Origin of the sequence: Rhodococcus sp. LB1 (assembly GCF_001583455.1) — a bacterium.
Taxonomy (GTDB): Bacteria; Actinomycetota; Actinomycetes; order Mycobacteriales; family Mycobacteriaceae; genus Rhodococcus_F; species Rhodococcus_F opacus.
Genome location: NZ_LTCZ01000448.1, coordinates 1 through 23,287, shown reverse-complemented (window position 1 = coordinate 23,287; position 23,287 = coordinate 1). Strand labels below are relative to the sequence as shown.

Below are 23,287 nucleotides of genomic sequence, written 5' to 3'. Positions count from 1 at the left end.
CTTGTTCTATATCGCGATACAAACTCGTATGCAGAGGCGTCGCGGCCTGCCGTCCTCGTCAAACGCATCCCGACCCGTTCGGGCCGCAGCCGAAGTGGCTCAGTTGACGTATCGGGCAATTGATTCGACGACGCACGCCGGTTTAGTCGACCGCTCCAACTCGACAACCGTTTCGAGGGTGGCCTGCACCGCACCCTCGAGCTGGCGTACCTCCGTAAACTTTGCGTTCGCTCGAACTCGCGATCCCATCGGTACGGGTGTTGGAAACCGCACTCGCCCGAGTCCGTAGTTGAGGGACATTCGTACACCATCGACCCGATACAGTTGCCGCAACAGCGCTGGTACGAGCGATACTGTCAGGTATCCGTGCGCGATTGTTGTACCAAATGGACCGCTCGCTGCTCGTTCAGCATCTACGTGAATCCATTGGAAGTCTCCGGTTGCTTCGGCGAACTTGTCGATTCGATCTTGGTCTATCTCGATCCACTTGCTCGTTCCCAGATCGGATCCGTCGGCCGCCAACAGCTCCGCGGTTCCGTTGAACACCTTCATTATTGATATCCCTCTCCGAGATCTTCGTCAATCAACCTTGATTTCCGGGCGATGCGTCGACGCACCCGGAACCTGGTCCGACTGACGACCTCGATAGTTCTTGTTTGGAGTCATGGCTGCCATTGCACGTGCTGCGCCTCGAGAAATTCCATGATGCCGTGCTCACCCTGTTCCCTGCCCAGACCTGACAACCCGAATCCGCCGAAAACCGCATCGGGTCGCAACGGTCCCCCTCCGTTGATCCACACAGTTCCCGCACGCAACTGTTCCGCAGCCCACATCGCGCGCTTCATATCGGCTGTGTAAACCGACGCGGACAACCCGAACTGTGTCGAGTTGGCAATCCTTATGGCATCGCTGTCATCGGTGAATGTTTGCAGAACGGCCACCGGACCAAAGATTTCTTCTTGGACCGCACGTGCATCCTCTGGCAATCCCCCTAGCAATACGGGGTTCATGTACCACCCGGTGGAAGGCAACTCTGCTGTACCAGCCAGTAACACTTCCCCGCCTGCTGCAAGTGCACCATCGACGTAGCTTTGGACACGTTCACGATGCTCTGGAGTGATCAACGGTCCGATTATCGTCTCAGGGCGCCACGGGTCGCCCACAATCAAGCGTTCGAACACCGAAGCGCTGGCCGCAACGAATTCGTCCTTCATAGATTCATGAACGAGGATTCGGGTGGGTGCAGTACACACTTGACCAGCATTACGCGACCATCGCATGTGCGCGTCGACCACGGCTCGAGACAGGTCCGAGTCCTCGAAGACAATGGCCGCGCCCTTACCCCCCAGCTCGAGCGTGACCCCCTTGATCTGCGACGACGCGGTGGCGAGGATGTCTGCCCCGACCGGCACCGATCCGGTGAACGACACCTTGTCTGTGCCCGGGTGCGCGACGAGATGCCTACCGACTGCCGGGTCGCCGGCAATGACATTGACGACGCCGGGGGGGAGGCCGGCCTCGAGTGCCAGCTCGCCGAGGCGCAACGCCGTCAACGGCGCGCGCGGCGAGGGCATCAACACCACGGAGCATCCTGCAGCGAGTGCCGACCCGAGTTTCAGCGCTGCGATCATCAGCGGATAGTTGTAGGCCGAGATTGCGACGACAACGCCTACGGGTCTGTACGAAATCTGACTGACGTTGAGGACCGGGGCGAGGGCAGGCCCCAAGTGCTCGACCCGGTCCCGCGCAGCAGCGTCGGCGAACCATCGAAGTTGATCCACAGGCAGATATGCCTGTGCAGCTTCGACCAGACTGATAGGACTCCCGACCTCGTTGACGAGGGTCGCTACCAGCTCTTCGCGCGCCTGCTCGATCAGATCGATATACCGGTGCATGTGCCGAGAACGTTCCCTCGGCGAGAGCCGCCGCCATACCTCGAACCCTGTACGGGCCGCCGAGATAGCCTCGTCGGCCTGCTGCACGGACGCGACCGCCACCGTGGCGAGCACCTTTTCCGTGGCGGGATTCAGTACGTCCAGATTGTCTCCGGCTCCCTCGACCAGTTCCGCTCCAATCGTGAGCCCCCTGGTACCGACGACGAAGCCGTTGTCGAATTGCGCCACCACTTTGTCAGCTCCTCAGCATTGTCGATCGTCCGCTACGTGAAATATACGAACTGCCAATTACTCATTCGCGCAACCTGTGCCAGATTGACTCACGAGGTCACCGGAGCGGGGGGATGTCCGAAATTAGAACACGGGACACGCAACTTTCGGCGTTACCGTCGGCCGTGTACAGCGCACAGCGCCGCTGGTACAGAAAACTTCGACATGGAGGAACTCATGAAGACCAAGGCGGCCGTTATTCGGAAAACTGGGGCTCCCTATGAGGTCCTCGAACTCGAACTCGCGGCACCACGCGAAGGCGAGGTACAGATCCGTTTTGCGGCGGCAGGTTTGTGCCATTCCGATCTGCACATCGCAGATGGAGATCTCGAAGCACGTCTTCCCATGGTCGCGGGGCACGAAGGAGCTGGAGTTGTCGAGGCGGTCGGGCCAGGTGTTGACCGAGTTGCAGTGGGCGACCATGTGGTATGCAGCTTCACTCCTAGTTGCGGCTCGTGCCGCTACTGTTCGACCGGACGCCAGAATCTCTGCCTGCTCGGCGCCAATGCGATGGTCGGCTGTCTTCCCGACGGCACCTTCCGCTTCCATGCCGACGGCGAAGACTTCGGCGGAACATGCATGCTCGGTACATTCTCCGAACGATCGGTCGTGAGTCAGCATTCGCTGGTCAAAATCGACTCTTGGTTGCCTTTGCACACTGCAGCGTTGGCCGGGTGCGGTGTTCCGACTGGTTGGGGGTCAGCTGTTTACGCAGGCGGGGTGAAAGCTGGTGACATTACGGCCGTGTACGGCGTCGGCGGGATTGGAATAAACGCAGTCAAGGGTGCGTCGATGGCTGGTGCCGCACACGTGATCGCGGTCGATCCGATTCCCTTCAAGCGTGATATGGCCGAGCGATTCGGTGCTACCGAAACCTTCGCCACTGCCGAGGAAGCCAAGAGCCGGATCACCGAGCTGTCCTGGGGACAGGGCGCGGACCAGGCTATCCTCGCGGCAGGAATTGTGGATGCCGACTTGGTCTCGAACGCTGTGGACACCATCGGCGAAGGCGGGACGGTCGTCATCGTCGGCCTCGCCAAGGCCGACGAGATGAACGTATGCCTCTCGGGCAACCGCTTGGCCCTTGCCGACAAGACCATTCGAGGAACGCTGTTCGGGTCCAGTAATCCTCAGTACGACATCGTTCGGCTGCTGCGACTGTACAACTCCGGGCATCTGCCGCTGGATGACCTTGCGACCCGCACCTACGCCCTCGATGACATCAACGTCGCAGTCGAAGACTTGCGGGCCGGACGGAATATTCGTGGTCTCATTACCTTTGACGACCGCGCCTAGGCGCTGTCCGGACTGCGTGACGTGAGTTGCGGCCCCAATTCACCACCGAGAGTACGACCACACCTCGACGCCGGTCGGTCGTATAGCGCGGTAGCGCTATACGACCGACGCGCCTGCGCGTCCCCGGGTGTACGACATGAGGGTGCGGACGTCCTCCAAGTGCTCAAAGGACTGGACGAGCTCGGACAGTCGCGTGCTCGCACCTCTCCCATTTACAGGCTCCACGAGCGAGTCGAACTTTTCGACCAAGCGTGTCTGTTGATCGAGGACCCTTCGTCCGCTTGCGGGAATCCCCATATCGACGCAGGCACGTAGCATTCGGCCGTCTATGGTCTGGACTTCTACCGGCGTGGCCATCTGTGCTCCGATGTGGTCAGGAACAACCTGCACCAATTCGCTAATACGTCGTATTTCAGGATGGTTCAGCCAGGCGTCACTGAACTCCTGCTCGCTCGCCTTGCCGGCGACCAGTGCCAATCCCGCCAGAAAGCGCATGCTGAACTTGCCTTCGAGGCCGGTACGTGCGGTCTCGCTATTGCAGGTCGTGAGGTGTACCGGTAAAACATGCAGATGTACGGCCGACACCACGCGGGTGTCGCTGCCCAGCAGGGGACGCAGTTGGAGCAGACCTTCAATCAGAGAATGCGTGAGATAGCACGAGGCATGCCTCTTGAAAAGGACTCGCTTGATGTCGTAGTCGTCCTCGCGCAGTGTGCTGACCGCAGTGCGGTCGAGCGTGTCGGTCGTCAGTTCGGCGTAACCACCGGGTGCCTCGATAGTGTCGGCAGCGGCAGTGACGCCGCGCTGAGCGAGTGAGGCAGCGAGAACGCCGTTGGCGGCGGCGCGGCCCGCGTGGAATGGCTTCGCCATCGTTCCGAAGCTCACCTTCATGCCCGCCGCTTGCGCACCCGCCAGACCGAAAGCGTGATTGAACTGATCCCCATTGAGCCGCAGTAGGTGTGCAACCGCGGCCGTCGCGCCGAACGTGCCCAGTGTGGCCGTGGTATGCCACCCTGCTTCGTGATGACCGGGTTCCATCAATCGTCCTAGGAAGGATTCGGTTTCTATCCCGGCGACGAGTGCCGTCATGACGGCCGCTCCGGTGGCCCCGATCTTTTCCCCGACGGCCATCGCGGCCGACAACACCGGCGCAGACGGATGACCGAGCATAGTTTCGAGTACGTCGTCAAAATCCAGGGCGTGGGATGCGGTCCCGTTGCACAATGCTGCGTCATGCGCCGACACCTTCTTCGGTGCTCCGAGGAGAGTGGCCTGAGGATTTCCGCCGCGGTCGAATATTTCGTCCCGCACGAGTCGAGTGACGTCCTGGGTCGAGCCGGCAATCCCGACCGCGAGCCAGTCGCGAATACAGTGGCGAGCAGCAGTGACAACGTCTGGCGGCAGAGTTGCGAAGTCGAAACTCGTTAGACGGCCGATCAAAGCCTGCGTAGGTGACGGGGCCGGCGAACTCATGTAAATCCTTTCGAGAATGTGCCGGCGCGGTTGTGTTTCGATGACGGATGCGAACCACGGCGGCAACAAGTGAGTCGACGAAGACCTCCGGGGGCGCCGTCGCACCGACAGCACCCCCGGAGGTATCGATCTGGAACTACTTCAGCAGTTCGAATCCTTCGTACCCATTCTCTGCAACCTCGTCGCAGATCTGAAAGTACTTGTCCGCACCACCAAAGTAGACGGTCGGCCCGCGATGCTTGCCGTCAATGTTCGCGCCGAGCAACCATGAGTTAGCATTCTCGCCCAACGGAACCAGGGTCTGAGCGGTTGACTCCTCAACCTGCCGAAGCCAGTCCTTGTCCGCCGCCTCTGTCGACTCGACTAGCTTTACCCCGTTCTTACGGACGTAGTCGATGCATCCCGCGATCCATTCGACGTTCTCCTCGATGCAGACCGGCAGGTTGGTGAACGGGCAGCCCGGTCCAGTCACCATGAGCATGTTCGGGAATCCGCTGGTTGCCAGACCGAGGTAGGCCTGGGAACCGCTCTCCCACTTAGCTTGCAGTGGCTGACCCTCACGGCCACGAATATCGATCGCGTTGAGCGCGCCGGTGAAGACGTCGAAGCCTGTGGCAAAGACGATCGCGTCCAGCTCATAACTCTTATCTGCGGTCCGCACCCCACCTTCCGTGATCTCTTGGATCGGTGCCTTGCGAACGTCGACAAGGGACACGTGGTCCAAATTATAGGTCTCGTAATACTCAGTGCCGACCGGCGGACGCTTCGACCCGTACGGGTGGTCGCGGGGGGACAGCAACTCGGCGACCTCGGAATCCTTGACGATTTCCCTTATCTTCGACCGAATGAACTCCGCTGCGAGTTCATTTGTCTCCGGACTGAACATGACATCGTCGAACGTTTCGAAGAGGAACCGAAATCCACCCTTCTTCCATCCGGCCTCGAAGATTTCCTGCTGCTCTGTGGGGCTGAAGTCGGACCCCATTCGATTAGTCATCTTCAAGGGAACAGCGAACCAGTGTTCACGAGCCTCGCGGAAAACCTCGCTGTATCGTTCTTTGATCTCGCGCATAAATTCCGGATCAGTAGGGTGGTTCTGCGAGGGCACCACAAAGTTTGGTGTGCGCTGGAATACGACCAGCTCCGATGCCTGACGTGCGATCTGCGGGATTGCCTGGACACCACTGGATCCGGTTCCGATTACACCGACCCTCTTACCGCTGAAGTCTACCGGCTCATGCGGCCATCGGGCGGTGTGGTAAGTCTCCCCCTTGAATTTCTCAATTCCTTTGAAGGGTGGCAGATTAGGCTGTGAAAGCACCCCCAGAGCGGTGACGAGGAACGTTGTTGTGAGATGCTGACCGCTCTCGGTTGTCAACCGCCACACATTCGCGTCTTCATCGAACACAGCTGAGTGTAGGCGCGTGTTGAATGAGATATCAGTGCGCAAATCGAAGCGATCTGCAACATGGCTGAGGTACTTGAGGAGTTCCGGCTGCGAAGAGTACCGTTCGCTCCACTCCCATTCCTGGGCGAGTTCTGGCGAAAATGAGTATGCGTAGTAGTAGCTCTCGCTATCGGTGCGCGCTCCGGGATAACGATTCCAGTACCAAGTTCCGCCCACGTCGGTGGCGGCCTCGAGCACAAGAACCGATAGTCCCTGTTCGCGCAGCTTGTGCAGCATGTACAGTCCGGAGAACCCGGCACCGACTACAACGACATCGTGTGTGGAGGAGATCGAGGCATCGGCTTCGTCTTTAAATGGCATGGTTGTCATGGTGACTCCTATCGATGGAGGTCCGCCGATCAATTGCAAGTCGAGCGACAGATATTTGGACGAGTTGGTCACTGCGCAGGCGAAGAACACACCGCGCTCAGTCGTCGGTGCGGTACCGGTACCAGCCGGTCAAGACAGGTCGAGCTTGGGACGTACCCATTCAGCCACGGCACCGACAATGTCGTCAGCCTCATGTGCCCTACCCGCCATCATGATGTAGATATGCTGCATGCCAGGTACGACTGTCAGTACAGTTTCCACACCTGCGTCGGTAGCCATCTTCGCGAATCTCTCTGAGTCGGACAGAAGCGTCTCGTCGCCGCCGGCGGTGAGAAAGACAGGTGGGAACCCCTCCAAGTTCGCGTGGAGCGGATTCGCCAAAGGATCCGTTCGGGAGCCGTGCTCTCCAAGGAATAGAGTGGCCATCTGGTTCAGGATTTCCCGTTGCACGAAGGCGTCGCTCGACGCATTGCTGTCCATCGACTCACCCACCAACTCCATGTCGTACCATGGTGAGAAGCCGATAACGGCGGCCGGCAGCGCCACGCCTTCATCACGGAGTGCCAGAACGACACTCGTTGCCAGGTTACCTCCAGCGGAGTCACCGGCTGTGACAATGCGGTTTGCCGCCACCCCCTCAGACAATAACCACTTGTAGGCGGTCTTCGCGTCCTCGAGCTGCGACGGGTAGGGATTCTCTGGGGCACGTCGGTAGTCGAGTGTGAGTGCCCGCACGCCCAGCGCTCCAGCCAAGTGGCCCACTACTTTTCGATGACTGTGCATGGAGTTCGTGACGAACCCGCCCCCGTGCGTGAAGAGCAGCACACGGTCTTCGGCAGCCCCCTCGGGGTTGCACCACATCGCGGGCACTCCCCCCGCCGAAACCTCTTCGTAGCAGACTTTTTCCGGTTCGGACGACTGCAAGTGCAGTTCTTCCATCATATTTCGAAGCATCGTCAAATCCATGTTCGGATTTGATGCAGCTCGCTCCGCCATAGACTGGAACAACTTCAGCAGTGCGTCAGACCTCGTTTTCGCCATTGTCAAGCTCCATTACGTTCGCGCCGCGGTGGCCGGTCGATACCTACGATTTCCTTGAAATGACCATAGATCCGGTCACACCCCAACGCGTGTAATATTTTGCGACACTTGATGGTGTTTACCGAAGCCGCGTTCTCGCGGATGGGCGATGGCTTGCTTCAACTGGTCACAGATCGGCCGCAGCAAGCGTGACCTCCGACTGCCCGGCTTACGCGGCGCGACTTCCTCCGCGGAGAGGGGAGGAAGATTTCTTACCGGAACGCGTCCGAAGAGCGCACCAATCTATTGTCTCGCTTCAGTAAGCCCAGCGATCCAGATCGAGACCGAACATCTTCATCTTGCGGTATAGCGTGGACCGCGAGATTTGCAGGTAGTCGGCCACTTCTACCTTATTGCCGTTGAAGCGGCGCAAGGCGGAGATGATTTCATTGAATTCCAAACGCTCGAGTCGCGCCAAATTCCTTCGGGGTGTGTCGGTGAGAAGATTCACCGGCAGTTGCTTAGCTCCGATGTCACCGGCAGGGTGTGCGTTGATCACGCCGCGAACGATGTTACGGAGCTGACGTACGTTCCCAGGCCACTCCGCACGAGAAATCGCCTGTATCGCATCCGTCCGCCACCGCCGAGGCCGACCGGACAGTGACATCGACAGCGACTCCAGGATATGAGGCAAGTCTTCTTGTCGATCGCTCAGCGCTGGCACGGTGATCGCGAATCCGGTGAAATCGTCGACGGCGCTGTGACTAACGGTCTCGGGTCCAATCGATTCGGTGACCAGGATCAGCTTCCTGCCCAGGTCTACATGGCGCTCAATGGTGGCGCTGACGACGCGTTTGTGTCTAGGTTCGAGCACATCCAGGTGACGGATGACGACCACCGCTGGCGGGGCGGCGTCCAGCGCACGCTGCAAACGCCCAAACCATTGGGCCACATCCTCGACATATGCAGTCGCCGCATCCACGACGACTAACTCATTGTCGGGGTAGGTCGCTTCTGCGAGCGTGAACTTACCCGTGCCCGGCTCGCCCCTCAACAGCAACGGAATGCCCAGTTCTTTACCACGCGCCAACTCCTCGCACATGAATCGCCACGCAGCGCTCTGCCCACCGAGCGACTCGAGCCGAGCGGCCATCTCCGTGGTTCTGGCAAGGGGCGCCCGCGATGCCGGGCGATCAACCAACCGGACGACCGCACCGACGGTCTTCCCGTCATCGCAGATAGGCCGACAGTGGATGGTCACCGCGTCCCCGCTGGTCAGCGGTAGATCGAACGTTTCGGATCCGGTCTTCCCTATCGCGCGTCCAACGTGCTCCCACAGAAAGGCCTGATTCACGCCATCGACGACACGGGCCGCCGAAGGTGTAGCGATAATTGTGCGGTCATTGAGACAGATAATGGGTAAGCGGCTTGGGGCTCGTGAAGCGCGCATGTACTCATCCATCAGCATCTGATCCGACCTGGAACTGCGGTCCAACAGACATCGCTGAATTTCCTCAGCGAGTTTGCATACCCATGGCAGCAACACTGTGTGGGTGTCCGCCACCTTGCATGTGACATCCAAAATGCCGATCAGCTTCGCGCTTATCGGATGGAAGATCGGACAGCCTGCACACACTAGAGGCAGGAAAGAATCTGAGTAGTGCTCAGCTCCGCCGATGAGGATAGGCCGCGCAGTTTCCTGGACTATCCCGATCGCATTCGTCCCGACCGAGGCCTCAGCGAGGCTGTAGCCCGCCTGGGCAAAGGGCTCGCCGAGCGCCCGGTTCAACCAGCCCCCGCTGGACCATCGGCGCAGAACGATTCCGTTCGCGTCTGTTAGGACCAGCGCGGCCGTTCCCGACTCGATTGTCTCGAATGCCCGGTCGATGATCGGCACCGCGGCCTCGGTGAGTCTGGAGTCGGTGTTGATGTCGACGAACTCCGGACCTGATTCCTGTGGGTTCACCGCGCAGGACATCGACCTCCGCCAGGAGTCCAGGATCTCGGGGCGCACCCGCACCCGCTCGTCCATCGCTCCCCCGGACAGGAAACTCTCCCGCTGACGAAAGAGGGCCGGGTCGCGAACCGTATCCAACATTTGTAGCTTTCCTTTCGAAGGATCAACAGCGCCCTTAACCGCGCTCGGAGATCTCACCCAAGTATGCCGCGTGTGTGAGCTAGAGCACGTGTAGCGTTTTGGCACACACCTCATGAATGTGCTCCCGACCAGCGAAGTGTTCACGAGCATGCCCCTGCCGAGCCCGCATCATCTATCGCAGTACTGCATATCCATCGGCTAGTGGCAGAGCTTTATTGTTACGGGCGGTCCACCGACGTGCGTATGCGGGGTGTGCGGAGTGAGATCACTGGCGCAACGGTCGGCCCTCCTGGCTTGGTTCCAGACCGTGCACTCTGCCAAATTTCGAACGCCTGGCCCCTCTCAAGCCGGTGGCTCCACTGATCAACCCTTAGTCGCAGCAAGTGGGCAACTCGCCTTCCGGGGCCTGCCCCTTTGATGCGTAAGGCGGCCGAGGCAGTGTGACCACGGTTGAGTGGCTGTGGCGAGAGGTCGGGTCCGCCCGGCCTGGTTCGCTGCGGTGCCGTCTCAGTCGGGCCCAATACTGAGGCGGTGGTGACTCCACCTGGTTCGCTGCGGGCATACCCCCGGAAATCACCCTCGGGCTGGGACAGCAACCCAAGGCGCAATCCCGTTGCTGTGGGATGACTCTGCATGCGCGTTTTATCGCGAAGGTGGCAGTAGGACGACGTTCTGAGGATGGAACAACTGTGATTGATCGACTCTACGGTCACGGCCGCCCGGACAGAGAACACACGCTTTTCGTCGAGGCATTCGAGCGTTTCTCTTGACAGCACCGGTTCAACGATGCCAATCTCGTACCACTGGCCGGAACATCGTTCCATCAGAGTGAACATACGAAAGGCCTATTAGTGAACTCGCTTCGAACACTGTTGTTCGCACCGGGCGACAACCTTCACCGCATGGCCCGCGCCGTCGCGACAGAGGCCGACGCGGTAGTTCTCGACCTCGAGGACGCCGTCGCACCGGAGTCGAAACCTGTGGCACGCCATCATGTCCGGGAGTTCCTGGCGGAGTCCACCCGCGAAGGGGTCTATGTCCGGGTGAACGCGGTCGGCAGCGATGACTACCGCAGCGATCTCGACGCGCTGGGCGCGGTGATCGGCTCGGCCGCCGGGCTCCTCATCCCCAAGGTCGAGTCCGCGGCCCAACTCCTCGAGCTCGACGCCGACCTGCGGAGTCTCGAATCCGAACACTCCACGCAGATCCCACTGCCGGTCCTCGCTATCCTCGAGTCCGCTGCCGGGATCCTGGCGGCCCAGAGCATCGCACACGCCCCCCGCGTGCAGTGCCTAGTGTTCGGGACCTTGGACCTGGCCGCCGAACTCGGGGTCACACCGACCGTGACGGGCGAGGAATATCTGCACGCCCGATCGCATCTCGTGCTCGTCTCCCGCGCAGCCGGACTGGCCGGACCGCTCGACGGGCCCCATACCCGGGTGGACGATCCGGTCGAACTGGAAGCGTCCGCGCAGCACGCGCGGTCGCTGGGATTCGGCGGCAAGGTGATCATCCATCCCGCCCAGATCGCCCCCGTGCACGCGGCGTTCGCGCCGTCCGAGGCGGAGCTGATCCATGCTCAGGCGGTTGTCGACGCGTACCGGCAGGCGCAGGTCAGCGGTATCGGTGCGGTGCGCCTACCCGACGGAACATTCATCGACCGACCCGTAGTCGTCCGCGCGGCGGCACTGCTCGGTCTCGAACCGGAGAAGGTCCACGTATGACACCGTTACCACTCGCCGATGTCACGGTCGTCGGCATCGAGCAGGCCGTTGCTGCACCGTTGGCCACCCGCCAACTCGCCGACCTCGGGGCGCGGGTCATCAAGGTCGAACGCCCCGGCGGCGGAGACTTCGCCCGTAACTACGACACGGTCGTCCACGGTCAGGCCAGCGCGTTCGTCTGGCTCAACCGCGGCAAGGAGTCGGTCGAACTCGACCTCGCCAGCCCGGACGGACAGCGCACGCTCCATGCGCTCCTCGACCGGGCCGACGTCCTCGTCGCGAACCTCTCCCCCCGTGCCCTGCGCTCTCTGGGACTCGACATCGACTCGTTGCGCAGCCGGCATCCGGACCTGATCGCGTGCCTGATCTCCGGCTACCCGGCCGACGGACCCTCGCGCGACAAGAAGGCCTACGACGCGCTCATCCAGGCCGAGGCCGGCCTGATGAGTATCACGGGTTCACCCGGCGCTCCTGCCAAGACCGGCATCTCCGTGGTCGACATCGCCGCCGGCTCGTTCGCCTACAGCGGCATCCTCGCGGCGCTGCGGCACCGCGATCGAACCGGCGAGGCACTGCCGGTGCAGGTTTCCCTGTTCGAGGCGATGACCGAATGGATGGGCTACCCGTTGTACTACGCCCTCCACAGCGGAGCGTCCCCGAAACCCATGGGCACCTCCCACCCCACGATCGCACCCTACGGCGCCGTATCCGCCGCGGGCGGCGAACAAGTGATGATCGCCGTACAGAACGAACGCGAATGGGCGAACCTGTGCCGACAGGTTATCGGCCGCCCCGATCTGGCAGCGGATCCGCGATTCTGCTCTAACTCGCAACGGGTCGCGCATCGTTTAGCCCTCGACACCGAACTGGCATCCGCATTCGCCACACTCGATGTTGCTGACCTACTCGAGCGCCTCGACACCGCACAGATTGCCTGGTCGCGCCTCAACACGCTCGATGCGATGTCGACCCACCCCGAACTCACCGCCGAATCACGGTGGTTGTCCACCGAGATCCCCGGGGCGGTGGTCTCCACCCTCCGCCCCACCGCAACGCCCGGCGGACGCTGCGCCGTCGGCGGTGCGGTCCCAGCCTGCGGTGAACACACCGCCGCCGTACTGGCCGAACTTCAACTCATCAGCGAGGAGACATTCTCATGACGACACATACCGGCTGGCGTGGCCGCTTCTTCGAAGACTTCATCGTGGGGGACGTGTTCGAACACCCCCTGGGACGCACGGTGACCACCACCGACAACATCTGGTTCACCCTGCTGACCCAGAACACGGCACCGCTGCACTTCGATCACGAGTACGCCCGCCGCACCGAGTTCGGCAAGCCGCTGATGAACTCGACCTTCACCCTGGCGCTGGTCTGCGGCCAGAGCGTCACCGACGTGTCCCAGAACGTCTTCGCCAACCTGGGATGGGGAGAGATCACCCTGCCCAACCCCGTTTTCGAAGATGACACCATCCGTTCGCGGTCGAGCGTCGAGGCCGTTCGAGAGTCGAACTCGCGACCGAACCTCGGCATCGTCACAGTCCGTACCACCGGATACAAGCAGACCGGTGACGTCGTCATCGAATTCACCCGCACGCTACTGGTTTACAAGCGCGGCTTCGGCCCGCACCACGAGGAGAACTGACCATGACGATCAGCCTGGCCGACGAACGCACCGAAGTACGCAAAGACCTGCGCGGACTGGTCAAGCAAGTCTGTGACCGGTACCCGGACAGCTACTGGCGCGAGCTCGAGGAAACGCACAGCTACCCGGAGGCATTCGTCGCAGCGCTCACCGAGACCGGATGCCTGGGCGCGCTGGTGCCCGAGGAATACGGCGGTTTAGGTCTGGGCCTGGGCGATGCCACCGTGATCCTTGAGACCATCAACGCCAACGGCGGCAACGGCGCCGCAGCCCACGCGCAGCTCTACACGATGGGCTCACTGCTCCGCCACGGCAGCGAGGAGCAGAAGCAGCGGTACCTGCCGTCCATCGCGGCCGGCGAGCTGCGCCTGCAGGCGTTCGGCATCACCGAGCCGACCGCCGGAACCGACACCACCCGACTGCGCACCACTGCTGTGCGCACCGACGGCGGGTATGTGGTCAACGGGCAAAAGGTGTTCATCTCCCGCGTGCAGCACTCCGACCTGATGTTGCTCCTCGCCCGGACCACCCCGCTCGATCAGGTCACCCGCAAGTCCGACGGCCTGTCGCTGTTCCTGATCGACCTGCGTGAAATAGAGGGCTTCGAGGCGCGGCCCCTGCGCACGATGGTCAACCACGAGACCAACGAAGTGTTCTTCAACGACGCCTTCATTCCCGCCAGCAGCCTCATCGGCGAGGAGGGGCGCGGTTTCCGGTACGTGCTCGACGGAATGAACGCCGAACGGATCCTCGTCGCCTCCGAATGCATCGGCGACGGGCGCTGGTTCGTCGAACGCGCTGCCAAGTACGGCACCGAACGAGTGGTCTTCGACCGGCCGATCGCGCAGAACCAGGGTATCCAGTTTCCTATCGCCAGCTCCCATGTCCACGTCGAGGCTGCCGATCTGATGCGTTGGCGCGCAGCCGATCTGTTCGATGCACACCAGCCCTGCGGTGCCGAGGCGAACATGGCCAAGATGCTGGCCGCCGACGCGTCATGGGAGGCCGCCAACGCGGCCATACAGACCCACGGCGGATACGGCTTCGCCGTCGAGTACGACATCGAACGAAAATTCCGGGAGACACGACTGTTCCAGGTCGCACCCATCTCGACGAACCTGATCCTGTCCTACATCAGCGAGCACGTGCTGAAGATGCCGCGCTCGTTCTGACCCGCCCACATGCCGCGAAGGTCCGATGATCACCGGACCTTCGCGGCACAGTCCTGCGCGAAACGGGTTGCGGCCGTGCACAGACGGGAGCGGACCGCGTGCGGCCTCGCTCAGAAGGATTCGAGAGCTTTGCTGATCCTGTTCGCGGCGTCGGTCGCGCAGGTGGCGTAGAAGGCGATGCGCTCCGGGTCGAAGCGCGAGGTGGGGATCGAAATCGCCACGGCGGCCACGGGCCGCCCCGTCGCCGTCAGTACTGCAGCGGCAACGGCGCTGACCTCGGGACGCCACCATGATCGGGGGTTGACTGCGTATCCCTGCTCGCGGACTCGGCCGATCTCCTGGACCAGATCCCGTTTGGACACGATGGTGTCCGGCGTGAACCGCTCGAGACCACTGTCGAGGATCCGGTCGACCTCGTCCTCGGGAAGATTCGCCAGGATCGCCAAGCCACTGGAGGTGGCGTGCAGCGGCGCCTTGGCTCCGACGTCGACGTAGGTGCGCACTGCCTGCGTCGAGTCCCGGCGGGACAGGATAATCAGCTGGTCGCCGTCGCGTGCGGTCAGGTGGACGGTTTCGTCCGTCAGGTCACGCAGTTCCTCGAGATACTGCGCGGCCGCCTCACGCAGTCCCTCCTCCCCCGCCGCGCGCAAACCGATACTCAACGGCTTGGTCGTCACCCCCCACTTGGCGCGGTCGGTATCGACCAGCCGGAGCCATCCGGCGTGGTGCAGGGTGGCCAGGCAACGCTGGACAGTGCTCTTGGGCATGCCGGCGCTGCGGGCGATTTCGGAGACTCCCACGGGTTGGCGCTGGGCGACCTCCTCGAGAACGCGGAACGTGCTCAAGACACTGGCCGTTGGCCGATCGCTCTGGCTCACAACTACTCCTTGGTGGACGATCGCATGAAACAGAATCTGTTCCAGGCTGCGGAACGATAGTACCAAATCCCCACGTCAAAATAGCCCTCGGAAACATGAACGGAGCAAAATCGTTCACACCCTTGGCACGCAGTTCCGCACAGTGGTACCTTTTGCACAGGTCGGACGCAGAACGATCACATTCGCCGAAGCCGAAAGGCACCGCGGCAGCGACGCCCTCCGCGCCGGCCCGAACCGCCGACACAACCCCGTCGACGGAGAACAACACCGTCCCAGTTACCGCGCCACATCCCCGGCCTGCTGGGCAACGCGCCAACGAGGTGGAGGCCCCGTGCAAGCCGTTCAGCTACTCGATCCGCAGGGAAATCTGCATCCACATCCCGACTACCCCCTCGACGTGACCGCCGAGCTGTGCCGCGATCTGTATCGCCACATGCGACTGGCACGGCGCTTCGACGAGGAGGCACTCGCACTGCAGCGGCAGGGCGAACTCGGGCTCTGGCTCCAGGTCCACGGACAAGAAGCCGCCCAGGTGGGATCGATCACCGCATTGCGGCGCACCGATTACGTCTTTCCCAGCTACCGCGAGCACGCCGCCGCGCTGGTGCGGGGCATCACCCCGACGGAACTGCTCGTGCAGTGGCGCGGCAATCAGCACAGTGGGTGGAACGCCGAACAATATCGGTTCCACATCAACACCTTGGTCCTGGCCGCGCAGTTGCCGCACGCCACCGGCTACGCGATGGGCATCCAGCGCGATGGAACGGACGAAATCGTCGTCACCTACTTCGGCGACGGAGCCAGCAGTGAAGGCGACGCAAGCGAAGCCTTCAACTGGGCCGCCACCACCGATGTCCCGCTGCTGTTCTTCTGCCAGAACAACCAGTGGGCGATCTCGACCCCGACAAACCGCCAGATGCGCGCCCCGCTGCACCAGCGCGCACAGGGGTTCGGATTGGATTCGCACCTCGTCGACGGAAACGACGTCCTGGCGGTCCGCGCGGTGACCGCCCGCGCCGCAGAGACGATTCGCAGCGGCGGTGGGCCGGCCTTCATCGAGGCGATGACCTACCGCATGGCCGGGCACAGTACGTCCGACGACCCCGGCCGCTACCGCACCTCCGGCGAGGTCGCCGACTGGCGTGACCGCGATCCCATTCACCGCATGGAGTTGTTGCTGGACCGCGAAGGGTGGATCGACGACGAACACCGCCAAGCCCTCGACGAGGAATGTGCCGCACTGGGTAACGCGACCAGGGCCGCGTGCCTGGCCCTGCCCAAGCCCGAGATGACCGGCTGGTTCGACAACGTCCTCACCGAACCGAGCCCCCACCTCATCGAGCAACGTGACCGGTACCGCGACCTGCTCGCGTCCTTCGTCGACTGACGTCGACTCCTCCGTCCATTACCGGCGGTCGCGACGCGACACCGCCCGACCCGGCCGTACCCCGGCTCCGCCGACGCCCTAGGGGAAGAACATGCCCGAACTCACTCTTTCGAAAGCACTCAACACCGGCCTGCGACACCTGCTCGAGGACGATCCGCGCACCATGGTCATGGGTCAGGACGTCGGCGGACTCGGAGGCGTCTTCCGCGTCACCGACGGACTGCAGAAGGACTTCGGCGACCAACGGGTCATCGACAGCCCCCTCGCCGAATCGAGCCTCATCGGTACCGCGATCGGCCTGGCCATCCGAGGCTACCGTCCGATCTGCGAAATTCAGTTCGACGGGTTCGTCTACCCGGCGTTCAATCAGATCGTCTCCCAGCTGGCCAAGATTCGCGCCCGCTCCGGTGGCACCATCGCCGTGCCGGTCGTCATCCGAATCCCGGTCGGCGGCGGCATCGGAGCTGTCGAGCACCACAGCGAATCCAACGAGGCCTACTTCGCCCACACCGCCGGTCTCCGGGTCGTGTGCTGCTCAAACCCACAGGACGCGCACTGGATGCTCCGTCAGGCCGTCACCAGCGAAGACCCGGTCATCTTCTACGAGCCCAAGCGCCGGTACTGGTCGAAAGGCGAAGTATCGAAGAGTGAACCAACTCTTCCGCTGGACCGGGCGCACGTCGTGCGGCCCGGGCGGGATCTGACCGTGCTCACCTACGGCGGCATGGTGCAGACCTGCCTCGACGCCGCGGCCGCCGCCGCCGCCGAGGACGGCCGCGAACTCGAGGTGATCGATCTACGCTCGCTGTCCCCGCTGGACATGGCCACCACCACCGACTCGGTACGCCGCACCGGTCGGTGCGTCGTCGTCCACGAGGCACCGATGTTCGCCGGCCTCGGCGCCGAAATCGGCACCTCGGTCACCGAAGCATGCTTCTACCACCTCGAGGCTCCCGTTCTTCGCGTCGGCGGATTCGACACTCCCTATCCCCCCGCCAAATACGAAGACCAGTACCTACCCGACCTCGACCGTGTCCTCGACGCCGTCGACCGATCCTTCGCGTGGTGACCCCAGCTATGAGTACCTCCATCCTGCCTGATTCGACGACCACCCCCCAGGGCAATCTCTTCCACCTCCCCGACGTCGGCGAAGGCCTCACCGAAGCCGAAGTGGTGACCTGGCACAAAGCCGTCGGCGACACGGTCGCCATCAACGACATCGTCGTCGAGATCGAGACCGCGAAGTCGTTGGTAGAACTGCCCTCCCCGTTCGCAGGCACCGTCATCGCTCTGCTCGTCGAGGAAGGCCAGACCGTGCCGGTCGGCTCGCCGCTTCTGGCCGTCGACTCCGGCCTGGACCGGGCGGATCCGGCTCCGGAGCCCGAGACATCACGTCCCTCTGTCCTGGTCGGATACGGGCCATCGGACCGCTCCACCCAACGACGCCGCAAACGCAACACCGAAGTGAGCGGGTGCGACTCTACCCCGACCCCACCTGCCCCCACCGCGGCACCGGTACGCACCACACCCCTGGTGCGTAAAATCGCCAAGGACAAAGGGATCGAGCTCCACGAGCTGGTAGGTACCGGCCCCAACGGCCGCATCACCCGCGGCGACGTTCTGCGCCACGAACAGAGCACCGAATCTCCAGCCGACACTGCCGCTGCGGGGACCGCGGCGCCGTCCGCGCCGGCATCCGACACCTCGCGCGAGGAGCGAATCCCGGTCCGCGGCGTGCGCAAGCACACCGCCCAAGCGATGGTGCGCAGCGCCTTCACCGCCCCTCACGTCACCGAGTTCATCACCGTCGACATGACGGCGACGATGGAGCTCCTGGCCCGGCTCAAAGCCAGCCCCGCATTCGACGGCGTCAAACTCACACCGTTGACTCTGGTGGCCCGCGCCCTGATCGTGGCGCTTCGGCGCAACCCCTCACTGAACTCCGCCTGGGACGACGCTGCCGACGAGATCGTCCTGAAGAAATACGTGAACCTCGGCATCGCCGCCGCCACCCCCCGCGGATTGGTCGTCCCGAACATCAAGGACGCCAACCATATGAGCCTGCAGGAGCTGGCGGCCGCCCTCGAACAACTGACTGCGACCGTGAGGGAGGGCAAGAGTTCGCCCGCCGACCTGTCCGGCGGCACCATCACCATCACCAACGTCGGTGTCTTCGGTGTCGACACCGGCACCCCGATACTCAACCCCGGCGAAGCGGCCATCCTGTGTTTCGGTGCCGTCCGCAAACAACCGTGGGTGATCGACGACGCCATCACCATCCGCTCCATCACCACCCTCGGCCTGTCCTTCGACCACCGCCTCGTCGACGGCCAGCAGGGATCCCAGTTGCTCTACGACCTCTCCCGCATCCTCGAAGACCCCCTCAACCTCATCGCCTTCGGATGACACGCGGAGAAACCCAGATGGTCGCACCCACCAACACCGCGAAGCGCTCCGGCAAGCCCTCCGCGCACTCGAGGGTCGGCATGCAGGTACGCCTGGTACCCCGCGGACCGGCACCTACCTCACCGTGGGTCCAGATCACCATGGTCGTTCCCTCCCGCACCCGCGTGTGCTGGATGGTCTCGCACTTCGACGGCGCAGTCGACATCTGGCCGGTGCACCCCACCAACGCCGTCTATCAATTCCGCTCACCGACTTCCCACCCCTCCGCCAGCGAATAAGTGACCCAGAAGGATCCGAAGTGACAAATTCGTACGACCTCATTGTGGCCGGATCGGCCCGGCGTCGGCGAACTGATCCGCGAGGCCCCGCCACCGCCGACGTCGCACCGTACGTCCACACCCACCCGTCACCTTGCGTTCGCCGGCAAACCAAATCACCTTCACTGTCGATTCGACACCCCCGAGTCAAGAAACATCGATTCCTTGTGGTGACCCACCCGGAATCATCCACTAGAGGTCTTCATGATTGAACTCCACCACCTCAACACGACCGCACGGGACACCAACCCCACCCTCTTCGGACACCGCATCACCGTGTCCGAAGGTTTTACCGGGGTCATTCGTGTAGCCAACGAAATTCGACTCAAAGGAGCCGAGCCACTTCAATTTCGGGCCTTCCCCAACGCTGATACGTCCTGGTCAATAGAATTCGTGTGCACAGGGGATTCCCGCCTGATGGAAATGCTTCGCAAGCGGATATACCGGATCCCGACAGTCATACGCATTCACTGCTGGCGGGTCATGTCACAACCCGCATAAGTCCTGTTGCCGCAGCTTCGCACGCGGGTTACCTACGCTCACAGATTAACCCACCCCTCCAACACTGTCCGATTGGCGATCGAGGAGCAACGTGCACAAAATTGAGGTAACGCGATTCGGCGGCCCCGACGTCCTGCGATACGGCCCAGCCCCCGACCCCCGCCCAGGCCCGGGGCAAGTGGTGATCCGGGTTCATGCCGCGGGGGTCAATCCGGCAGACACCTATATTCGCAGTGGCACATACGCATTCAGTCAGCCCGATTTGCCGTACACCCCGGGGTTCGACTGCGGAGGAGTTGTGCAATCCGTCGGTTGCGACGTCGATTCCCTGACCGCCGGTGACCGAGTCTTCGTGGCTGCTCTCGACTCCGCCCATTCGGGGGCATACGCCGAGCTGATGGTATGTCAGGCGCACACTGTTCGCGCGTTACCCAACCACCTGTCGTTCGAGCAGGGAGCAGCAATCGGCGTACCATGTATCGCCGCCTATCGGGCACTGTTCCAACGAGGCGGTGCGCGGCACGGGGAGACCGTTCTGATCCACGGGGCCAGCGGCGGTGTGGGACTTCCTGCGGTACAGATGGCGGCAGCCGAGGGATTGACAGTCATCGGGACGGCCGGGACGGCGGAGGGACGCCGACTTGTCCTTGACAACGGTGCCCACTACGTCCTGGACCACTCCGCACCCAACTAACTGGATAGGGTCACCGATCTCACCCACGGCCAGGGAGCCGATCTGGTAATCGAAATGCTCGCCGACGCCAACCTCGAAGCCGACCTGAAGATCCTTGCCAAGTACGGCCGAGTCGTCATCGTAGGAAGCCGTGGGGTGATCGAGTTCACCCCACGATTGACCATGATCGCCGAAGCGGATATCAGGGGCATGGCGGTATGGAACACGTCCGAGGCAGCGGCTAGTGAGGCGATATCGGCCGTCTCCGACTATCTTGCGCGGGGAGTGCTCCATCCCGTAGTCGGGGCGATCTTTCCGCTGCAGGAAGCCACTGCGGCACACGAGAGAATCCTGTCGACACACGCCACTGGCAAAGTGGTGCTGGACTGCTCCTGAACACCCATCCTCAAGGGCGAAGCCTTCCGGATGAGCCTATGGCCACGAGTATCCGCACCGGCGGAGTCATCGTGAACGGCACCTCGAGGGGGCGGGCGGGCGGATCAGATGCCGTGCGGGGCTCAAGGACAGCGGTATCGGCCGAGAGGGGCCGAAGTACGCCATCCGCGACATGACCGAGGAGCGTTTGCTCGTTCTGAGAGAGCATTCGGAAACTCGTGGCAGTGCACGTGAGCGCGCTGGTGGTGTAGAGGTGGGCTCCTGGTTGGGTCAGGGATGAACAGTCGCTGACCGTACCCAGGAGCCCACCATGCCATCATCGTCCATCGCGCCGTGTCCGGCGTGCCCACCCTGCTCGCCGGGGCATCGGTGTGCGGTATATCCGTCCTCGTCACTGACCGACGCGCAGTGGGCGGTGCTGGAACCGATGCTGCCGCCGCCGGGCAACACCACCGGTCGTGGCGGCAGACCCGAAAAGTATTGCCGACGGCTGATTCTGGATGCGATTCTCTACGTGGTTCGCGGTGGGATCGCATGGCGGCAGCTGCCGGTGGAGTTCCCGCCGGCGTCTACGGTGTACGGGATCTTCGTCCGCTGGGTCCGCGCCGGGGTGTGGCAGCGCATCCACGACGCGCTGCGCGACCGGCTCCGCGTGCGTGCCGGACGCGACCGGTGCCCGACCGCGGCGATCGTCGACTCGCAGACCGTGCCCGCCGCCGACACGGTGCCCGGATCCCGTCGCGGATGGGACGGCGGGAAGCGAACGAATGGGGTCAAGCGGCACATTGCGGTCTATGTCAACGGGCTACTGCTCGCGGTCATGGTGACCGCCGCCTCGATCCAGGATCGCGACGCCGCGCACCGGCTACTGGCCGGACTGCGGGGCGGCTTCTCCACCGTCCGGCTCGTCTGGGGCGACGGCGGCTACCCGGGGAGACTGCTCGGCTGGGCGAAAAGCGTGCTCGCCCTGCAGGTTGAGATCATCAGACGGATCCCCGGCGCGTGCGGATTCCAGGTGCGGCCCCGGGTTTGGGTAGTCGAGCGCACGTTTGCCTGGATCAACAAGCACCGCCGTTGCGCCCGCGCTTACGAGAACCGACCCGACCACCACGAGGCCGTCATTCACATCGCCATGATCGGCCTCATGACCCGACGCCTCGCACGGACATGACCCAGTTTCCGAATGCTCTCTAAGGCTCGTGGTGCCGGTTAGTTCGGGTCGGCGACGCGGTCGCGGCCGACGAGTTCGTTTTCGATGTCGGCGAGCCGATCGAGGGCGAGGTCCCGGTCGGGTGCGCCGGTGGGAGTGTCGCCGGTGACGATCGAGGTTAGCCAGTCGCCGTCGAGGGTGAGCGTATAGACGGGCCGGTGTGCGGCGTCGGACTCGATGATGGAGGCTCTGGCGGCGTCGATGAGTTCGGTGGCCGCGGTGCGGAGGTCGAGGGCGGCACCGGTCTGGGCGGTCGCGGCGTCTTCGGCGGCGATGGTGAGGGTCCAACTGATCATGGCGGTGCCGTCTCCCGGTGTGTGGTTGGGGTTGTTGTGGTGTGAGTATGCCGGGGAGCTCGGACGTGTTGCCGGGACCAGGCTTGGCGGGCCCGGGTCCTGCGGAGGATCCGGGCCCCGCGGATTGTCAGCGGCAGGGCACCCCAGCCTTCGCTCGGCGGTTCATGCAGGCTTTGCCCCTGTTGAGATCGCCGAGACATCGATCAGCGAGGCACCTGCCCCAGTTCGTGGGACCCACCCCCATACTCGATGTCCTCGTCGACGCTCCCGTCCGTTGGATTCGCCTTGCACCGTGGCGCATCGTTCCTGCTGGTCACATACTTGTCGCACAGACCCGGGCGCATGGCGCGCACAGCGCGCACGACCGGCGTCTGCCGGCAGCGGCCCAGGTACGGGCCGGTTCGGCGGGCTATGACATCGGGCCCCCTTTCCGGGCCCTGCCCTCGAGCGCAAATCTACGGTAGACTTCTATATAGAAGGAGTATCTGCTCGGGCATCGAGGAGGGGACATGGCGCACAAGACCGCAGCCTCGGGCTACGAGGCCGATCCGCAACAGCGCAGCGGCGTGAGCGACCACGAGTTCATCGCCCGCATGCGCGCCGAGCTGTACAAGAGGCCGAGCATGCGGCTGGTCGCCGACAGGGTCACCCACATCATGCTGGCCGGACGGATCGATCGAGACGACCCGATCCTCGAGCTCATCGAATCGGACGACATCCTCGACGAGAAGACGGTGCTCAGTGACGCCGTCGAACGCATCCTGTCGTTCCCGCACCTCTCCGCCAAAGAAGTCGCCGACAACTACGACAAGAACTGGGCCAACCCCAGCGACGCGCTGCGCAAACTCAGCGC

Annotated in this window: 20 protein-coding genes and 1 pseudogene; 13 read left to right on the top strand and 8 right to left on the bottom strand. The window is 62.9% G+C overall.

Translation table 11 applies throughout. The features are described 5' to 3' along the window. Window positions 1-99 precede the first annotated feature (99 nt). Both AZG88_RS49160 and AZG88_RS49155 read right to left on the bottom strand, forming a co-directional pair. Window positions 100-552, bottom strand: a complete 453-nt coding sequence (locus AZG88_RS49160; RefSeq protein WP_141469732.1) for a MaoC family dehydratase — start codon at window positions 550-552, stop codon at window positions 100-102. Between the two features lie 110 nt (window positions 553-662). Further along, on the bottom strand, window positions 663-2,126 hold the full coding sequence (locus AZG88_RS49155) for an aldehyde dehydrogenase family protein (protein ID WP_061701642.1): 1,464 nt from the start codon (window positions 2,124-2,126) through the stop codon (window positions 663-665). Between the two features lie 216 nt (window positions 2,127-2,342). Between AZG88_RS49155 and AZG88_RS49150 the strand changes: the two genes are divergently transcribed. Then, window positions 2,343-3,461, top strand: a complete 1,119-nt coding sequence (locus AZG88_RS49150) for an NDMA-dependent alcohol dehydrogenase (protein WP_061701651.1) — start codon at window positions 2,343-2,345, stop codon at window positions 3,459-3,461. Window positions 3,462-3,557: 96 nt separating this feature from the next. Here AZG88_RS49150 and AZG88_RS49145 read toward each other — a convergent pair whose 3' ends face one another. The 4 genes from AZG88_RS49145 to AZG88_RS49130 form a co-directional block, all read right to left on the bottom strand. Beyond that, window positions 3,558-4,934 carry an MmgE/PrpD family protein gene (locus tag AZG88_RS49145; RefSeq protein ID WP_082833677.1) on the bottom strand — a complete coding sequence of 459 codons (1,377 nt, stop codon included), beginning with the start codon at window positions 4,932-4,934 and terminating at the stop codon, window positions 3,558-3,560. A 136-nt stretch (window positions 4,935-5,070) separates the two neighbouring features. Then, a complete protein-coding gene (locus tag AZG88_RS49140; RefSeq protein WP_061701640.1) occupies window positions 5,071-6,711 on the bottom strand; it encodes a flavin-containing monooxygenase in 1,641 nt (546 codons plus the stop codon). 129 nt (window positions 6,712-6,840) lie between these two features. Further along, the gene (locus AZG88_RS49135) at window positions 6,841-7,752 is read right to left on the bottom strand and encodes an alpha/beta hydrolase (RefSeq protein WP_061701638.1); all 912 of its coding nucleotides are present in this window, start codon (window positions 7,750-7,752) and stop codon (window positions 6,841-6,843) included. Between the two features lie 295 nt (window positions 7,753-8,047). After that, complete coding sequence (locus tag AZG88_RS49130) at window positions 8,048-9,829, bottom strand: sigma-54-dependent Fis family transcriptional regulator (RefSeq protein ID WP_061701636.1); 1,782 nt, start codon at window positions 9,827-9,829, stop codon at window positions 8,048-8,050. 851 nt (window positions 9,830-10,680) lie between these two features. Here AZG88_RS49130 and AZG88_RS49125 point away from each other — a divergent pair. From AZG88_RS49125 to AZG88_RS49110, 4 genes are read left to right on the top strand one after another with little or no spacing between them, the layout of a single operon-like run. Then, window positions 10,681-11,553 (top strand): HpcH/HpaI aldolase/citrate lyase family protein, encoded by an 873-nt coding sequence (locus AZG88_RS49125; protein WP_061701634.1) that lies wholly within the window; start codon window positions 10,681-10,683, stop codon window positions 11,551-11,553. Then, complete coding sequence (locus tag AZG88_RS49120; RefSeq protein ID WP_061701632.1) at window positions 11,550-12,713, top strand: CaiB/BaiF CoA transferase family protein; 1,164 nt, start codon at window positions 11,550-11,552, stop codon at window positions 12,711-12,713. The genes AZG88_RS49125 and AZG88_RS49120 overlap by 4 nt, the downstream gene beginning before the upstream one ends. Continuing rightward, window positions 12,710-13,198 carry a MaoC family dehydratase gene (locus tag AZG88_RS49115; protein ID WP_061701631.1) on the top strand — a complete coding sequence of 163 codons (489 nt, stop codon included), beginning with the start codon at window positions 12,710-12,712 and terminating at the stop codon, window positions 13,196-13,198. The genes AZG88_RS49120 and AZG88_RS49115 overlap by 4 nt, the downstream gene beginning before the upstream one ends. A gap of 2 nt (window positions 13,199-13,200) precedes the next feature. After that, entirely contained in the window at window positions 13,201-14,370 is a 1,170-nt protein-coding gene (locus AZG88_RS49110) for an acyl-CoA dehydrogenase family protein (RefSeq protein WP_061701629.1), read from the top strand. A 110-nt stretch (window positions 14,371-14,480) separates the two neighbouring features. Here the strand turns inward: AZG88_RS49110 and AZG88_RS49105 are convergent, their stop codons facing one another. Further along, window positions 14,481-15,248 (bottom strand): IclR family transcriptional regulator, encoded by a 768-nt coding sequence (locus tag AZG88_RS49105; protein WP_061701627.1) that lies wholly within the window; start codon window positions 15,246-15,248, stop codon window positions 14,481-14,483. A gap of 331 nt (window positions 15,249-15,579) precedes the next feature. Here AZG88_RS49105 and AZG88_RS49100 point away from each other — a divergent pair, with 331 nt between their 5' ends. The 7 genes from AZG88_RS49100 to AZG88_RS49075 all read left to right on the top strand — a co-directional run bounded on the left by AZG88_RS49100 (window position 15,580) and on the right by AZG88_RS49075 (window position 22,099). Further along, complete coding sequence (locus AZG88_RS49100) at window positions 15,580-16,635, top strand: thiamine pyrophosphate-dependent enzyme (protein WP_061701624.1); 1,056 nt, start codon at window positions 15,580-15,582, stop codon at window positions 16,633-16,635. A 91-nt stretch (window positions 16,636-16,726) separates the two neighbouring features. Further along, window positions 16,727-17,704 carry an alpha-ketoacid dehydrogenase subunit beta gene (locus AZG88_RS49095; RefSeq protein ID WP_061701623.1) on the top strand — a complete coding sequence of 326 codons (978 nt, stop codon included), beginning with the start codon at window positions 16,727-16,729 and terminating at the stop codon, window positions 17,702-17,704. A gap of 8 nt (window positions 17,705-17,712) precedes the next feature. Beyond that, a complete protein-coding gene (locus tag AZG88_RS49090; protein ID WP_061701622.1) occupies window positions 17,713-19,041 on the top strand; it encodes a dihydrolipoamide acetyltransferase family protein in 1,329 nt (442 codons plus the stop codon). Next, entirely contained in the window at window positions 19,038-19,319 is a 282-nt protein-coding gene (locus AZG88_RS49085; RefSeq protein WP_061701621.1) for a hypothetical protein, read from the top strand. Before AZG88_RS49090 ends, AZG88_RS49085 begins: the two co-directional genes overlap by 4 nt. Window positions 19,320-19,950: 631 nt before the next feature. Continuing rightward, window positions 19,951-20,553, top strand: a complete 603-nt coding sequence (locus AZG88_RS53235) for an NADPH:quinone reductase (protein ID WP_197488059.1) — start codon at window positions 19,951-19,953, stop codon at window positions 20,551-20,553. Next, complete coding sequence (locus AZG88_RS53230; RefSeq protein WP_197488061.1) at window positions 20,554-20,928, top strand: zinc-binding dehydrogenase; 375 nt, start codon at window positions 20,554-20,556, stop codon at window positions 20,926-20,928. Between the two features lie 310 nt (window positions 20,929-21,238). Further along, window positions 21,239-22,099, top strand: coding sequence for an IS5 family transposase (locus AZG88_RS49075; RefSeq protein WP_061701620.1), 861 nt, complete (start codon window positions 21,239-21,241; stop codon window positions 22,097-22,099). 38 nt (window positions 22,100-22,137) lie between these two features. On the opposite strand, the gene AZG88_RS49070 is transcribed toward AZG88_RS49075, so the two are convergent. Further along, window positions 22,138-22,434 carry a hypothetical protein gene (locus tag AZG88_RS49070; protein ID WP_061701619.1) on the bottom strand — a complete coding sequence of 99 codons (297 nt, stop codon included), beginning with the start codon at window positions 22,432-22,434 and terminating at the stop codon, window positions 22,138-22,140. Window positions 22,435-22,943: 509 nt separating this feature from the next. On the opposite strand from AZG88_RS49070, the pseudogene AZG88_RS49065 reads away from it, so the two are divergent. Beyond that, window positions 22,944-23,287: pseudogene (locus AZG88_RS49065) on the top strand (hypothetical protein); the annotation flags it as partial.

Excerpts from the sequence above, each read along its gene's own strand:
- AZG88_RS49160 (WP_141469732.1), bottom strand. The coding sequence starts at position 552 with ATGAAGGTGTTCAACGGAACCGCGGAGCTGTTGGCGGCCGACGGATCC.
- AZG88_RS49150 (WP_061701651.1), top strand. The coding sequence starts at position 2,343 with ATGAAGACCAAGGCGGCCGTTATTCGGAAAACTGGGGCTCCCTATGAG.
- AZG88_RS49145 (WP_082833677.1), bottom strand. The coding sequence starts at position 4,934 with ATGAGTTCGCCGGCCCCGTCACCTACGCAGGCTTTGATCGGCCGTCTA.
- AZG88_RS49140 (WP_061701640.1), bottom strand. The coding sequence starts at position 6,711 with ATGACAACCATGCCATTTAAAGACGAAGCCGATGCCTCGATCTCCTCC.
- AZG88_RS49135 (WP_061701638.1), bottom strand. The coding sequence starts at position 7,752 with ATGGCGAAAACGAGGTCTGACGCACTGCTGAAGTTGTTCCAGTCTATG.
- AZG88_RS49130 (WP_061701636.1), bottom strand. The coding sequence starts at position 9,829 with ATGTTGGATACGGTTCGCGACCCGGCCCTCTTTCGTCAGCGGGAGAGT.
- AZG88_RS49120 (WP_061701632.1), top strand. The coding sequence starts at position 11,550 with ATGACACCGTTACCACTCGCCGATGTCACGGTCGTCGGCATCGAGCAG.
- AZG88_RS49115 (WP_061701631.1), top strand. The coding sequence starts at position 12,710 with ATGACGACACATACCGGCTGGCGTGGCCGCTTCTTCGAAGACTTCATC.
- AZG88_RS49110 (WP_061701629.1), top strand. The coding sequence starts at position 13,201 with ATGACGATCAGCCTGGCCGACGAACGCACCGAAGTACGCAAAGACCTG.
- AZG88_RS49095 (WP_061701623.1), top strand. The coding sequence starts at position 16,727 with ATGCCCGAACTCACTCTTTCGAAAGCACTCAACACCGGCCTGCGACAC.
- AZG88_RS49090 (WP_061701622.1), top strand. The coding sequence starts at position 17,713 with ATGAGTACCTCCATCCTGCCTGATTCGACGACCACCCCCCAGGGCAAT.
- AZG88_RS49085 (WP_061701621.1), top strand. The coding sequence starts at position 19,038 with ATGACACGCGGAGAAACCCAGATGGTCGCACCCACCAACACCGCGAAG.
- AZG88_RS49075 (WP_061701620.1), top strand. The coding sequence starts at position 21,239 with ATGCCATCATCGTCCATCGCGCCGTGTCCGGCGTGCCCACCCTGCTCG.
- AZG88_RS49070 (WP_061701619.1), bottom strand. The coding sequence starts at position 22,434 with ATGATCAGTTGGACCCTCACCATCGCCGCCGAAGACGCCGCGACCGCC.